Origin of the sequence: Prochlorococcus marinus str. MIT 9314, assembly GCF_000760035.1 — a bacterium.
GTDB classification, from domain to species: Bacteria; Cyanobacteriota; Cyanobacteriia; order PCC-6307; family Cyanobiaceae; genus Prochlorococcus_A; species Prochlorococcus_A marinus_B.
This window is the reverse complement of sequence record NZ_JNAO01000003.1, coordinates 1-14,227: the sequence shown is the minus strand read 5'-3', so window position 1 is coordinate 14,227 and position 14,227 is coordinate 1. Positions and strand designations below refer to the sequence as shown.

The following is a 14,227-nucleotide window of genomic DNA, read 5'->3' as shown; positions in this document are numbered from 1 at the left end:
TATGCTTTTGTAAATAAATTGAGTTAACTTTTATACATGAGACAAAAAATTTTAAAAAAAGAACGGGATCCTTCAATATTAATTTTAGATTTCGGATCTCAATATTCTGAATTGATTGCGAGAAGAATTAGAGAAACTAATGTTTTTTCTCTTGTAGTAAGTAATTACATTTCAATTGAGGAAATTAAAAATATTAATCCTAAAGGGATTATTTTGAGTGGAGGCCCAAACTCTGTATATGAACAAAATGCTCCTAAATGTGATTCAAAAATTTTTAATTTAGGAATTCCTATTCTTGGTATATGCTATGGAATGCAATTAATGGTCAAAGAACTTGGAGGATCTGTTATTTCAGCAACCAAAAGAGCTGAATATGGTAGAGCACCAATCAATATAGACCAAGAATCTGACCTCCTTTCTGATGTAAAAGATAAATCCATTATGTGGATGAGTCATGGCGATTCTATTAATTTCTTACCTGATGGATTTCATAAAATTGCTCATACAGAGAATACTCTCCATGCAGTAATTTCAAATGATGTAAATAAATTATTTGGCGTACAATTTCATCCTGAAGTAATTCATTCAGAGTTTGGGATGACGGTAATTAAAAATTTTGTTTATAAAATTTCTTGTTGTGTGGCTGATTGGACAACCGAAACCTACATAGAGGAAACTATTCCTAGAATAAGAGAGCAAGTTGGCACTAAAAAAGTTTTGCTAGCCTTGTCTGGAGGAGTTGATTCCTCAACTCTTGCTTTTCTTCTCAATAAAGCTATTGGTAATCAACTGACATGCATGTTTATAGACCAAGGTTTTATGAGAAAAGGTGAACCAGAATTTTTAATGAATTTTTTTGACAAGAAATTTCACATAAAAGTTGAATATATTAATGCAAGGGAAAGGTTTATTGCCAAATTAAAAGGTATTACAGATCCTGAACAAAAAAGAAAAATTATAGGTGAAGAATTTATTAGAGTATTTGAGGAAGAAAGCAATAGATTAGGACCTTTTCAGTATTTAGCCCAAGGGACTCTTTATCCTGATGTTATTGAAAGTGCTGGCACTAATATTGATCCTAAGACTGGTGAAAGAATAGCTGTAAAAATAAAGAGTCATCATAACGTGGGTGGATTGCCAAAAGATTTACAATTTAAATTAGTTGAGCCATTAAGAAAACTTTTTAAGGATGAAGTCCGAAAAGTAGGAGCTGCTTTAGGTTTGCCGGATGAAATTATAAAAAGGCATCCATTTCCAGGCCCTGGCTTAGCTATAAGAATTTTGGGAGAGGTAAATAATGAAAAACTTGATTGTTTAAGAGATGCAGATTGGATAGTAAGAGATGAAATTAAAAAAGCAGGTCTTTACAATGATATTTGGCAAGCTTTTGCAGTATTGCTACCTGTTAAAACCGTGGGAGTTATGGGAGATAAGAGGACTTATGCATGGCCAATAGTTTTACGTTGTGTATCAAGTGAGGATGGTATGACAGCGGATTGGTCAAAAATTCCTTTTAAGATTTTGGAGAGGATTGCAAATAGAATCGTAAACGAAGTAGATTCAGTTAATAGAGTTGTTTATGATATAACAAGCAAACCTCCTGGAACTATTGAGTGGGAATAATCCCAAATCAATTTTGTCAGTTAGACGCATGGTTTAAGGGGTTTATAAAGTAGATTTAAGGTGCAATTTTACTGAGGTTTAGCAACCTATATTTGTCACAGGCTTGTCACGATACTTTGGCACTTTCTCTGTTGAGAAATCGTAGAGTAAAGTATTTATCTACATTGGTCTATGGGAATTTTTAGTTTAATTTTTTTATATACAATTGATGATTTGGAGTTTGAAAAATTGCACTTCTTAAAGCAAAAATATTAGTAAAAGAATCAATAGCAATTTTAGGATTAGTCAGTAAGTTATTAGAATTAGGCATTTTCCAAAGATAATCATCAAAACCCATTATCCCATTAATTTTTAATAATTCGAAAGATAGTATTGCGTCACTTAAAACATCTGATGCCATGTGTGAACCATCAATATAAATAAAATCAAAATAACCCGATTTTTTACTTGTTATTAGATTACTTAAGGCATTTATTGATTTTGCTTTATGTGTAATTAGTTCAATTGACTTTTTTGATTTTTTTATGGCAAGTGAAGTGTTTTTTTTAAATCTTTCTTCAACTAATTGCATGTTGATTTTTATCTCTTTATGTTCAATACCTCCATCCCAGGTATCAATTGCATTTATTTCAAAAGCATCATGATGGCGAGATAATGTATCAATCAGATAACATGTTGATGCACCTTCATAAGAACCTATTTCAAGTATTTTTTCTGGTTTACTTTGATTGATGATTTGTGACCATAGTGGTTTTGCTGTTTTCTCAAACCACTGATTTGTAAACTCGTAATTATTCAATTTTTCTTAGATATTTTATTTTTAGAATTATATTATATTTCTGAAAAGTTTAAAAAATAATGCCATCTTCTACGAATTCTCTACAATTAAATCATCAAATATGCTCCATTTACATAATGATAGGAATAAGTAGGTTTGTCATGCAAAATCCAATTCTTTTGTAGTGCTGGATTAGATCAATGGAACTATTGAGTGAGAGTAATTTAACAAATTTTCTACTAAATTTAATACTTTTTTACTTAAGAAATATTTTTAAATGAGATATTTATTCTAATGAACGAGATTATTAAATTAAGTAGATCTACTGTCGAGAAATATATTAGTTGTCCAAGATGTTGTGTACTTGATAAAAAATATAAAATAAAACCACCATCATTACCATTTACTCTAAACATCGCTGTAGATAATTTGTGTAAAAATGAATTTGATTATTACAGAAAAATTCAAGAGCCTCATCCACTATTTATTGAATATAATATTGATGCTGTTCCTTTTAAACACAAAGATTTAGAACGTTGGAGAAGTAATTTTCAAGGTATAAGATATAAGTCAATTGAAAATTACTATGATTTTGGCGGAGCTGTAGATGATATTTGGCAGAAAAAAAATGGCGATCTTATTATCGTTGATGTAAAAGCAACATCTAGAAACAATTTTGATTGGTCTGAGACTTTTAATAAATACGAATATGCAAAAGCTTATAAGAGACAATTAGAAATGTATCAGTGGCTATTTAAAAAAAACGGTTTTCAAGTAGCTAAAGAAGCTTATCTTTTATATTTCAATGGAAAGAAAAATGAAGAGTTATTTAATAATCAATTAAATTTTGATGTACATTTAATTAAATTAGATTGTTCTACTTCATGGGTAGAAAATAAGGTAATTGATACGGTTAATTTATTACGTTCGGATGTTTTTCCAAAACCTTCCTTGAATTGCGAATACTGTAATTATTTAAAGAAGCGTTGGCATTTATCAAAAACTTAATGTTCATGGGATAATTTTTTTAGATTTCTGGAAAAATAGTAAATAAAAGATAATCTTTAGTTAGATTATTAATTTAGACCTTTGATAAAATCAAAAAATTCAGAAAGAAAGATAACTAATCATCTTCAACAAGATGTAGTCAAAGTATCTGGTAAAACAATTTTTATTAATCCTTTTTTATATTGGCGAAGATTTGATGAAAATACTAACAGATGGCTTAGAGAACCTGGTCAAATGTCAGAGGATCAAATTTCACCAAACAGAAACCGTTTTTATCCAGAAATAGAGTGGGCTGATTTAAGTCATGAGCAAAAGCTCATAAAAGATGCAACTGTCGAGATGTTTTTAAAAACACTTGAATTGATAAGTACATTTCATCCTTATCTTAGTTCCGGACAATTATTAGAAGTGGAGAGAAAAATGGCGATTATAAAAAAGATTCCTTTCGAAAAGTGGGTAACAAAATCTTTCGCCAAAAAAGCGAGATTATTAGAAAATGAAAAAAGAAAATTTCAAAGGGAAAGATTTTTTAGTAGTTGGAGGGAATGGTTTAGCCTTGAAAATACTCAAAAAGCAATTATGCCGTTAATCGTCACAATATTTATTTTTTCATTTGTTGGATGGTCTTTAGGGATATCAAAGAATAGTTGTAATCCTTATTTTGAACAAAATATAGATAAATTAGATTAATTTGCTTTTGATATTTTTTCAGTATCTAAGTTAATAAAATTTTGAAAAAATAAATTTCTTATCTAAGATTAAAACAACTGGTACAAATGCTTTAAAAAAAGTAAAAATCTTATGAGTGGAAATTTGAATTCAAATAATATTGAAAAGGATGAGTTTGATTTGAATACTGAAGTTAGTGATTATGAAGATTTAATCACAAAACTTAAAGAGATAAAATCAACTATTGCTTTATTGGAAAAAACAATATTTAGATAAATTTTATATTTTTGATAAAAATAAATCCTAATAAAAAACCTTTTGCATTAAATAGACAACCTTTAGTCTTACTTATTTTTTCTTCTGTTTCGTTTTTATTGATACTATTTAGGTTAATTTTTTTACAACTTTTTAATTATGAATCTTTTAAGAAGATGTCAGATGAGAATAGGATCAGACTTATTGATTCACAGCCAATACGTGGAAGAATTTTAGATAAAAATGGTTATGTTTTAGCAGATAGTAGAGTGAAATATTCTTTAATAATAAAGCCTCAATTTGTTAAAAAAAAAAATTGGGAAAAACATAAATCAAGAATTTCTAACTTGTTCAATATTGATAGTAATGTACTTCAAAAAAAATATTCTGATGGTCTAAAAAATAAAAAACTTTCAGCAACTATTCTTGATGATTTAAATGTAGATCAAATAATAAAGTTCAAGGAAAACGAAGGCAATTTGATTAGTTTTGAAATAGCTACCAAATTAATTAGAAATTATCCTTATAAATCACTTGCTGCTCATGTAATTGGTTATACTCAGCCAATTACCGAATCAGAATATAAATTCTTATCCAAGAAGGGTTATAAATTAAATGACTTAATAGGAAGAACAGGTATTGAATATGTTTACGAAGATTTTATAAGAGGTGAATGGGGCGGAGAAATGGTTGAAGTAAATTCATTAGGACAATTTCAAAGATCATTAGGTATAAGACCTTCAGTACAAGGTAATGATATTGAACTAACAATCGACCTCAATTTGCAATTAGTTGCTGAGGAAGTTCTTAAAGACAAAAAAGCTGGAGCGATAATAGTTATGGATCCAAGAGATGGTGCAATAAGAGCGATGGTAAGTAGGCCTAATTTTGATTTGAATTTTTTTTCAAAAGATTTTAAATCTGAAAAAGAATATAATGATATATTTAATTCTCCTGAAAAACCTCTTTTTAATAGAGCATTAAATGCTTATGATCCTGGGAGTGTGTGGAAAATTGTAACTGCTTTAGCGGGCTTAGAAAGTGGAAAATTTCCTAGAAATACCATGTTAGATACGAAACCATGTATAACTTATGGGAGTCAATGTTTTAGAGAGCACAATGATTTAGGCTTTGGGGTAATAGGTTACGAAGATGCTTTAAGAGTTTCTAGTAATACATTTTTTTATCAAGTAGGTTATGGAGTAGGAGTTGATGAAATTCATAAGGTTTCCCGAAAGCTTGGTTTTAATTCTTTATCTGGAATTGAAATTTCTGAACAAGAAAATATAGGATTAGTAGCTAGTAGTAAATGGGCTAAAGAAGGTAGAGGATGGGGGCAACCCGGAAGAACCCCTTGGGTTCCAGAAGATATTGCAAGTATGTCTATTGGACAATTTGTTGTTCAAGTAACTCCGATTCAAATAGCTAGAGCATATGCTGTAATTGCAAATGGAGGTTATCTAGTTACTCCCTATTTGGTTAAAAAAGATGAAGAAAATCTTTCGGATAAAAAACTTATTAAAGTCGATATTGATTCAAAAAATATTCAGTTGATAAAAAGTGGTCTCAGGAAAGTAGTAGAGTCTGGCACAGGAGTATCAATTAATTATGGAGTTTCAAATTTACCTCCAGTGTCAGGTAAAACAGGAACTGCTGAAGATGGTGAAGGTGGTTTAGATCACGCTTGGTTCGTTTGCTTTGCTCCTTCGGAAAAGAGTGAGTTGCTTGTAGTCGCCTTTGCACAAAATACTCCTGGGGGAGGTTCTGTACATGCGCTTCCAATGGCTAAACAAATATTAAAAGTTTGGAATGAAAAAAATTGACAAGAATTTTTTGTTTTAAAGTTTATGTTTTTAATTTTTTCATTTGTAAAAGTCTTTGAATAATATCTTCAATAGTTTTTGTATCTATAGGTTTGCTATATGAGGATAAAAGTTGTCTCCCTAATACTTGACTTCCTAAATGGACTAGTTGGATGCGTAATGATGTCAGCAGTTCTAATCCTATGCCACCAGAGAATGTTGCAATTGCAATTGGTTGACCATTAAATAAATTCCTGAAGTCATCGCCCGAAATAGAGAGCCATGCTATGAAGTTGGAGAGAATGGGAGGTATAGATCCATTATATTCAGGCGCACAAATCACCCACCTTTCAATGTTAAAAAGCTTTTTTTTTAATTCTTTTATTTCATTTGGAATATTTTCTTTGCTGTGAAATCTTGGATTAAATAATGGAATATTAAGAGTGGTAAGATCTAAAATTTCAGTGCTTATTTTAAGTTCATTACTTTTTTCAAGAAATTTTTCAGAAAGTTCTAGATTTTTACCACAACTAGCCGTAATGATTATTAGATCTTTTGTTTCAGTCATAAATTAGATAAATAAATTTAATAGTTAGCACCTGTTTTGCGGTGATGAACTGCCGTTAGACTATCGGATTTTAGTATATTACCGTGTTGTACTTCGGCGTAAATTACCCAATGATCCCCACATTCCATTCTTTCTTTGACAGAAGCATCTAACCATGCGAGCGATTCAGGAATGATTATCTGCTCATTAGGAGTTAATTCAATATTTATTCCTTCAAATCTATCTTCTCCAGGTGCAAAGGGCTTGGTGAATCTTTTCAAAGGTTCTTTAAAATCTTTTTCACTAAGAATATTTAATGCGAATGAATCTCCTATTTGCAGAAGAGACTCTACCGATCTATCTTTTGCTACTGCAATACTTAACCCGGGCGGAGAAAAACTTGCTTGACTAACCCAAGATGCAAGCATAGCTCCTTTAATATTATTCTCATCTTTGCCTTTAGAGGCTGTAAGGACACAAAGAGAACCAATTACTCTTCCAAGAGCTTGTAGCTTTGGATCAGTTTTGCTTGTAATCATTCCTGTATCTGATTTTCTGGGTTTTTTCTTTGCTTTTTTTATGATTTTTCTTCCAAAGTGAGTTCCTATTTCTTCTAACTCTTTAATCTTTGGTTTATTTGGACTGAATTTAATCCTTATAGGGTCAAAACTAAACTTAAAACCACCGTCTTTTAATTTTGTTTCAAGTAAATCTATAGCTTCGCCGCTCCAGCCAAAACTCCCAAAAATTCCCACTGGCTTATCTCTATTACCCTCTGCTAACAATGATCCTAGTGCACTAACTATTGGAGTTGGGGCGTGCCCACCCAATGTTGGTGAGCCTATTAAATATCCATCAGCATTTTGGATAGATTTTACAAGTACATCATTAGGTGTAAATTCACAATTAATACTTTCAACTTCTACAGAAGTTCTATTTATCCCTTTAGCCAATGCATCACCTATTGAGGCTGTATTTCCATATGCACTTGCATATATCAGGGCGATCTTAGGATTATTTGTTGAGAGATTCTCTCCCCATCTAATATAGTCATTTAAAAAGCTTTTTAAGCTGTATTCGATCGCGGGACCATGTAATGGTGCAATAGTTTTAATGTCATAATCTGAAATTTTTTCAGTTATTGATACTACTTGATTAGACATTGGTGCCATCAAGCAATCATAAAAATGTTTCCTATCAATTTCTGTACTAACTCGATTCGTTTCAGACCAATATTTAGTTGCAATGTGTGCAGAGAAAATTTTTTCACTAAGAAGTATTTCTTGATTACGTTCATAAATTATCAGGCCACCAGGCCAACGTGCTGTTGGTATAGGAATTAACTCAAGTGAAATGTTATCTAATTCTAAATTATGTTCTTTTTTGATTATGTTTATTTCAGGTAATTGAATTTCAATAAAGTTTTCTAAGGTAGGATTTCTTTGATTCCAAAGTTCGCTAATAAGTTTATAACCTGGATTAGAGCAAGTAATAGTTGTGTTTTGAAATTGGGTACTTATATTTTTTATAGTTTCAATAATTTGGGGATTAATATGACCAGAAATGAAGTTGATTTTATCTAATTTAAATTGATCGCAAAACCTGGAAATTACTTTATTAAAGGTATTTAAATATTGTTTTTCAGGTGGATGAATAATAAAAAGTTCCTCATGACTTCTAATAAAAAAAGTATTAAAAGAGGTGCCTTTTTCAAGGTTAAATTCAAGTTCAAATCTTTCTTTATTTTGGTCTAAGAATCTTACACAAGAAAAATTTTCAGTAATTTCAAATTCTGATAAATTTTGATTTTCTGCAACTAAGCCTATATTAATATCTGACATTTCAAAGACTTATTTTCTAATAGTGGGTTGCAACTTTCCAGTCCACCACAGGGTCTGTAGAGACTTTCAACACTTTTTCAATTTTATTAGCGACTTCTGGTATCACTTACCCTAACAAAATTACCAACATTCTAACATTTCAAAATCATAGTAATGACTAAACATCTAATCAATTATGGAGGATTATTTTATGAGGATATTCAATGTATCTGCACTTATTGAGGGTTATCGTATAACTGAAGAAGTTATGGCAGTATCACTTCATCACGCTATCAAGATCATGCAGGCAAAATATGGTTCAGCAGCAAGAAACATATATGTTCTCAACTAAATCTGTAAAAGATGAGGACATAAATAATAGTAGGTAAATCATGGACAAAAAAGACTCGCTCCGCCTAGAAGTGAGTCTTTTTTTTGTGCTTACTCTTCATCAGGATCTATAGTTATCCATCCAGATTTATGCTTCGGACTTAGTTCCTCAACTACTACCGTTTTCTTCACTACACTCATCCATTCAAAGTGCATATTATGCCATCTCTTTCGTTGAGTTTTATTCAGTTTGCCTTGAGATTTCTCCTCCAGAACCACAATCTTCACCTTCACTTGATCTCGTTCAACCTTTAGATCAAAGTTCCTTTTCAGCATTGCTATGAACTGATTTCTTGCATATGCATTAGAAGGTTCTCGCTTTTGCGTTTCCCACCTTCGGATTTTTGCAACGTATGCTAGGTCATCTTGCTTGATGAATGAGCATGTATATTCTCGATTAGATACGACTTCTTCCATGCCTTACCTCGTCAACTTTCTTCATAAATTCGGCATATGATATCGTGTTTTCCTCTTCGTAATAAAGATGATTACCTCCAACGTGGATTTCGTTGGGCGATGTATTGGGAGCGTCATCATCACCCATTGTGGATACATTTATAGGTGTTCTATCAACAGTCTTGCTGTTGAGTTTATTTTTGGTTTTTTTCTTTTTTTTCATTTTTTCGTAATCATCTAAAAATACTTTTGTGTAGGTCACTCCTTCCTTCGCTTTGGAATCGCCATACAAATATGCAAACCACTTATCAGCAAATGCTGTGTCATGTTTTTTACCTGTTGGTTTTTGGAAGTATCTGCTCATAGAACTTTCCTTCCAAATGAATTTTTCATCTTATTATGAGTCTCTAGAATCAATTGATCCAAGACCTCAGACTCTTTCATAAAATGTTTTCTTGCTATCGCTCTCAGTCGATCTCTTGATGCAGTTGAGATATAAACCTGTGATGATGACATTCAAACTCCTAATAATTGTCGGTTACGTTGTTTAGATTCATATGCTTCATATTCTTTCTTGATTATCTGAAAGACAGTATCAGTCATTGATAAATTCTTTTCCAACATCAAGACTTCTAATTTTTCAATCATGTGTTGATTTCGTCTGGCAACGTACAGACATAATCTTTGCTGGTTAGTTTTTTGCATTGAGGAATTTTTATAAAATTTGCAGTAAATCTTGGAAAATTTAGGCAACACATATATTAGAGTTCTTTTCATCAAAGACTTCTAGAAACTGATCTTTGCAGAAGATCTGCTTAGTGCAGTAGTGCAAAGCACCCTTCCATCCTTTTTCACCTGTATCCTTGAAAACCCTTCGGTCATCTATACGGTCAACTTGGATAGCATCATCTCCATTAGCAATAAATGAAGGACATCTATCCCTAATTACAAACTCAAGAGTTTCAGCAAGTAGTAACTCCTGATTCTCTTCCTCTAATAGGTAGGAAGGTGGTTTACCTCCAAAATCCCAATACATTGTTGACCATAACTTTCTTATCCTTTTATTAGGTTTATCTAAGATTGAAGGACATAGAGTCAGAACTAAATGGGTACCGTAAGCACCATCTTTTAGTGTCATCTCTTTGTCATAGGAATACTTGTTACTAATAGTGTTTAGGACTATTTGACTACCCTCTGGTACAAGTTTCTTATTACCTTTTTCAATAAAGTATCCTTTGCAGATTACATTCATTTCATAAGGGTCAAATGTGTCTTGGATTACATCATTTAGACGTTTATGGATTTTCAAGAGTTGATCTCTTGAGTAGTCCTGTAGGTAACTTATGCTAATAAACCAGTTAGGTTCGTATGTGCTGAAGTCAGTCTCTGTTATGAGGAAGTTCCTGATCTCGGCAAGATCTTTTTTGGATTGAGTAAACATGGATCATAGTTGGTTTTTCTAGTCAGTCCTCCTTCCTACCACCCACCTGTGGAATCAGTTGAAGGAATATGTAAGTCAATACCAAGCGTTTGAAGATCAGAACCCAAAGCATCATCTAAATGCAAATCTAGTATCTTCGCTTGTATGACTATTCGATATATATTTATAAAAATTGAAACTTCACTCGATATTTGAACGCCTTAGAGAGCAAACCTATGTTTTTTTATACATTTATAAAAAACAGCGTGATTCTTCCGCCTTGTGCGTATCTATTGCAAATACAAGGTTATTTGGAATATTAGTTAGATTTGGAAGATTAGTTGGATTCGGAATATTAGTGAGTTCTGAACGGTCATAAACCATCTGAACTATATGATTATTATAGTAAATATCTACTGTCTTGTCAACCCAAAGTCTTTGGTATCACTGTCTTATTATAACTTTGTTCTTTATATCATAAGTCGGTTATCTTATTATAATTTGCTTATTTTCTGAACTTTACTATCAAATTATCTTGATTCTTGGCAGCATTACATATCTGTTCTTGCTTCATCTCTGGGATTAGGTGTGAGTAGTGGTCATCAATATATTGTGTACCTGTGCCTACCTGTCTTCCTATCGTATGATGATCAGTTCCTTCCATAATTTGTTGAGTGACATAATAGTGTCTCGCTGAATAGGGAGTGATATTCATGTTTTTCAGATTTAGTGGGCAGTTCTTATCTTCTGTTGCACCCTTCAATACTGCTTTGAGTCTGTCACCCATTGCTTTCTGAGTCTGTTGGATATTGTTCTCTATCCCAGACTTAGTCAACTTCAAGAAGACAAACTCATCACTATATGGTTCAACATGATGACCTAACCTTTCATACCAAAACTTTATTCTGTCTAGTTGCTTTCCTATAGGTGCTACAGCATGTCTTGTTTTACCTGTTTTAGACCTTGTTGCATCTATGGTAATCACCATATTTTCTTGACCACCTTTGATGGTCTCTCTTACTGGTCTTATCTCGCTCCACCTAGTACCTAAAAGTTCAGCAGGTCTTACCCCTGTAAGATTATGAATAGTAAAGGTAAGGTTGAAGATCCGTCTTTTGATATATTCATGAGTTGTTATCTCTGCAGATTCATCAGCATATTTTTCCCTCATCCACTTATATAAGAGTGACATCTCACTGTGTTGTAAGACATCTCTGTTGGAACATTGATTCCTACTCTTTTTCAGAGTAGTGAACTTTGGTAATTCGTTAGCGGTTATGTATCCACCATCAATTCCAACCTTGTGATACATCCTCTTGGCAGCACCAACAATTTGATTGATAGTAGTATTACTTCTGTTCTTTCTATCCCCTAATCTCTTACCAGTTGTAATCTTTCGATTCTTTATCCATATTGCAAAATCTAATCCTAACTCTGGTGGGATATTTTCTATGTTTGCCTTGCCATATCCTTTCTCATCAATGTAATCCATCCAATGCTTCAATCTGTTTTCTATAACATTGAGTGACCTTGCTGTGATTCCTTCTTGGGGGTTAGGACTGACTTCTCCCCTTCTTTTTTGTATGTACAATGCCACTAATTCTTTAGTTGTTATTGAGTCTGTACTTAGATAGACAGCACCTCTGGTGGTGAATGTCATATACATGTCTCTTGCCAGTGTCAGTGCGGTTGCTTTATCTACAGTCTTCAAACTTCTTATGATCGGTTTTTTGCGTTTCCTATCCCATATCCTTACACTCCAAGTCTTTATCTTAGTATTCCTTCCATCTTGAAAAATCTTGCAATCAGTGGTGTAGTCAAACACCATGGTTTGATTCTTGGTGACACTATTTTCTTTCCCTTGTGCAATTTGCTGTGCGAGTATATCTGCCTTCTTCTTCTCTTCTAATGCTTTTCTTGTGCCTCGCAGAATATCTTCAGGACTGATGCCAAGATCCTTGTATTCTTTCATCAACTTCAAATATTCTTCTAAATTCTCTAATGCATCATCCATGAAAAACTATAAAAGCAGTGGGGGGTCAACGTTCAATTATTCCTCAACTATGGTGAATAATTTTCCCTGTCCGTTACTTACATTATAGCAACTTTCAACACTATTTCAACACTATTGTATGCAGTTATAACTGTGTTATAATAAAACTATTACTGGGTTTTCTAGGAATGATCTGGAAAAGTAGAATCTAGTAGTGATTAGCAACTTTTCTGTGATGAACTGCTGTCTTACATGATAAGTCAGAAACATTACCATTTTCAACAATTCCGTAAATTATCCAATGGTCTGGAGTCTCTAGTCTTGAACTGACTTTACAATCTAAAAAGGCGAGTGAATCTGAGAGAACAGGTCCTCCTTCAGCGATGTTGCTAATTACATCTACATCCGCAAATCTATCAGCTCCAGGGGCAAATCTTTTTAAAAAGTGTCTGAACATTTTTTGATAGTTATCTTCTCTCAAGATATTCACAACAAAACCTTTACCAACTTGCATATATGATTCAATAGCTCTATCTTTTGCTACTGCAACTGTAATACCTGGTGGTGAAAAGCTTGCTTGACTAACCCAACTTGCGACCATTGCACTTTGTCTAAATGTCGAACCTTCCCCTTGACTAGCTGTTACTACATATAATCCTCCACTTAATCTACCTAACGCTTTATCTAAATTTGAATCAAGGCTCTTCATAGAGGCAATATTCTTCTTTTTATTGATCAATTGACCCAAATCAGTTCCAGCTTCTTCGAATTGTTGATAAACAATCGGATCTGGAATATTTTTAACTCTTAAGGGAGAGAAAGCTTCTTTTTGACCAAGTTCTCTTAATTTATTTGCTAAGGAATCTATAGGTTCATCATTTCCACCAAATGAATCATAAACTGCTGTGAATTGTTTTGGCTTTAGTGCTGCAAATAAAGTACCGAGAGATTCTTTTAATTCATTATCTGAGTCTACAGGCCATGTGGGAACGACTACTGCTTTTGATTCGGAAATCAAACTTGTTAATTCTTGCGGGTCAGAAGATCTTAAATCTATTAATTGAACCTGTGCATCTGCTTTACTTATTCCATGAGATATCGCTTGACTGAGTCGATCACAATAACCATAGTCGCTTATGTAGCAGACTGACACAAAATCATTGCCTTTGCTTTTATTGCTACTCCATTCTAGATATTTTCCTTTCCAAAAATTGACCTGATTATGGAGCAAAGGGCCATGACCAACAGCTATTGTTTTTAATTCAGGTAGTTTATCTATTCTTTTAATTGCCTGCATAACGCTTCTAGCGTTTGGACCCATGAGGCAATCGTAATAAAAACGGAAATCATCGTATATTTCTTTTTGATCAGTGTCAAAAAATTCGTCAGAACAATAATGGAGTCCAAAAGCATCGCATGTATAGAGAACATTTGTGCTGTGATCATATGAAAATATGGTATCTGGCCAATGCAAATTTGGTGCACTTATAAATTCAATATTATGTTCTAAACCACTATTAGGATTA

14 protein-coding genes are annotated in these 14,227 nt (G+C 32.7%); 5 read left to right on the top strand and 9 right to left on the bottom strand.

What is annotated here, in order from left to right:
• The first annotated feature begins 36 nt into the window (after positions 1-36).
• Positions 37-1,623, top strand: coding sequence for a glutamine-hydrolyzing GMP synthase (gene guaA / locus EU98_RS07415; RefSeq protein ID WP_032515126.1), 1,587 nt, complete (start codon positions 37-39; stop codon positions 1,621-1,623).
• A gap of 181 nt (positions 1,624-1,804) precedes the next feature.
• Here the strand turns inward: guaA and EU98_RS07420 are convergent, their stop codons facing one another.
• A complete protein-coding gene (locus EU98_RS07420; RefSeq protein ID WP_032515125.1) occupies positions 1,805-2,422 on the bottom strand; it encodes a class I SAM-dependent methyltransferase in 618 nt (205 codons plus the stop codon).
• Between the two features lie 273 nt (positions 2,423-2,695).
• Here EU98_RS07420 and EU98_RS07425 point away from each other — a divergent pair, with 273 nt between their 5' ends.
• The 4 genes from EU98_RS07425 (at position 2,696) to mrdA (ending at position 6,156) form a co-directional block, all read left to right on the top strand.
• Positions 2,696-3,409 (top strand): PD-(D/E)XK nuclease family protein, encoded by a 714-nt coding sequence (locus EU98_RS07425; RefSeq protein WP_032515124.1) that lies wholly within the window; start codon positions 2,696-2,698, stop codon positions 3,407-3,409.
• Between the two features lie 81 nt (positions 3,410-3,490).
• On the top strand, positions 3,491-4,099 hold the full coding sequence (locus EU98_RS07430; protein WP_032515123.1) for a hypothetical protein: 609 nt from the start codon (positions 3,491-3,493) through the stop codon (positions 4,097-4,099).
• Positions 4,100-4,210: 111 nt separating this feature from the next.
• Positions 4,211-4,354, top strand: a complete 144-nt coding sequence (locus EU98_RS09710) for a hypothetical protein (RefSeq protein WP_193742987.1) — start codon at positions 4,211-4,213, stop codon at positions 4,352-4,354.
• A gap of 98 nt (positions 4,355-4,452) precedes the next feature.
• Positions 4,453-6,156 (top strand): penicillin-binding protein 2, encoded by a 1,704-nt coding sequence (mrdA, locus tag EU98_RS07435; protein ID WP_241466373.1) that lies wholly within the window; start codon positions 4,453-4,455, stop codon positions 6,154-6,156.
• Between the two features lie 22 nt (positions 6,157-6,178).
• On the opposite strand, the gene EU98_RS07440 is transcribed toward mrdA, so the two are convergent.
• The 8 genes from EU98_RS07440 to EU98_RS07465 all read right to left on the bottom strand — a co-directional run.
• Positions 6,179-6,703: an NAD(P)H-dependent oxidoreductase gene (locus EU98_RS07440; RefSeq protein WP_032515121.1), complete on the bottom strand. Its 525-nt coding sequence runs from the start codon at positions 6,701-6,703 to the stop codon at positions 6,179-6,181.
• Positions 6,704-6,720: 17 nt separating this feature from the next.
• A complete protein-coding gene (locus EU98_RS07445) occupies positions 6,721-8,523 on the bottom strand; it encodes a diflavin flavoprotein (protein ID WP_032515119.1) in 1,803 nt (600 codons plus the stop codon).
• Positions 8,524-8,943: 420 nt separating this feature from the next.
• Positions 8,944-9,168, bottom strand: coding sequence for a hypothetical protein (locus EU98_RS09615; protein ID WP_152557462.1), 225 nt, complete (start codon positions 9,166-9,168; stop codon positions 8,944-8,946).
• Between the two features lie 121 nt (positions 9,169-9,289).
• A complete protein-coding gene (locus EU98_RS07450; protein ID WP_032515116.1) occupies positions 9,290-9,652 on the bottom strand; it encodes a hypothetical protein in 363 nt (120 codons plus the stop codon).
• Positions 9,649-9,804 carry a hypothetical protein gene (locus tag EU98_RS09705; protein WP_193742986.1) on the bottom strand — a complete coding sequence of 52 codons (156 nt, stop codon included), beginning with the start codon at positions 9,802-9,804 and terminating at the stop codon, positions 9,649-9,651. The genes EU98_RS07450 and EU98_RS09705 overlap by 4 nt, the downstream gene beginning before the upstream one ends.
• Before the next feature lie 229 nt (positions 9,805-10,033).
• The gene (locus EU98_RS07455; RefSeq protein ID WP_032515113.1) at positions 10,034-10,729 is read right to left on the bottom strand and encodes a hypothetical protein; all 696 of its coding nucleotides are present in this window, start codon (positions 10,727-10,729) and stop codon (positions 10,034-10,036) included.
• 484 nt (positions 10,730-11,213) lie between these two features.
• Positions 11,214-12,368 carry a tyrosine-type recombinase/integrase gene (locus EU98_RS07460; RefSeq protein WP_193742985.1) on the bottom strand — a complete coding sequence of 385 codons (1,155 nt, stop codon included), beginning with the start codon at positions 12,366-12,368 and terminating at the stop codon, positions 11,214-11,216.
• A 541-nt stretch (positions 12,369-12,909) separates the two neighbouring features.
• A partial coding sequence (locus EU98_RS07465) for a diflavin flavoprotein (RefSeq protein ID WP_032515110.1) occupies positions 12,910-14,227 on the bottom strand: 1,318 nt, incomplete at its 5' end.

What these genes read in the sequence shown, in the direction of transcription:
- guaA (WP_032515126.1), top strand. Translation starts at nt 37, where the DNA reads ATGAGACAAAAAATTTTAAAAAAAGAACGGGATCCTTCAATATTAATT.
- EU98_RS07425 (WP_032515124.1), top strand. Translation starts at nt 2,696, where the DNA reads ATGAACGAGATTATTAAATTAAGTAGATCTACTGTCGAGAAATATATT.
- EU98_RS09710 (WP_193742987.1), top strand. Translation starts at nt 4,211, where the DNA reads ATGAGTGGAAATTTGAATTCAAATAATATTGAAAAGGATGAGTTTGAT.
- EU98_RS07440 (WP_032515121.1), bottom strand. Translation starts at nt 6,703, where the DNA reads ATGACTGAAACAAAAGATCTAATAATCATTACGGCTAGTTGTGGTAAA.
- EU98_RS07445 (WP_032515119.1), bottom strand. Translation starts at nt 8,523, where the DNA reads ATGTCAGATATTAATATAGGCTTAGTTGCAGAAAATCAAAATTTATCA.
- EU98_RS09615 (WP_152557462.1), bottom strand. Translation starts at nt 9,168, where the DNA reads ATGCTGAAAAGGAACTTTGATCTAAAGGTTGAACGAGATCAAGTGAAG.
- EU98_RS07450 (WP_032515116.1), bottom strand. Translation starts at nt 9,652, where the DNA reads ATGAGCAGATACTTCCAAAAACCAACAGGTAAAAAACATGACACAGCA.
- EU98_RS09705 (WP_193742986.1), bottom strand. Translation starts at nt 9,804, where the DNA reads ATGTCATCATCACAGGTTTATATCTCAACTGCATCAAGAGATCGACTG.
- EU98_RS07455 (WP_032515113.1), bottom strand. Translation starts at nt 10,729, where the DNA reads ATGTTTACTCAATCCAAAAAAGATCTTGCCGAGATCAGGAACTTCCTC.
- EU98_RS07460 (WP_193742985.1), bottom strand. Translation starts at nt 12,368, where the DNA reads ATGACATTCACCACCAGAGGTGCTGTCTATCTAAGTACAGACTCAATA.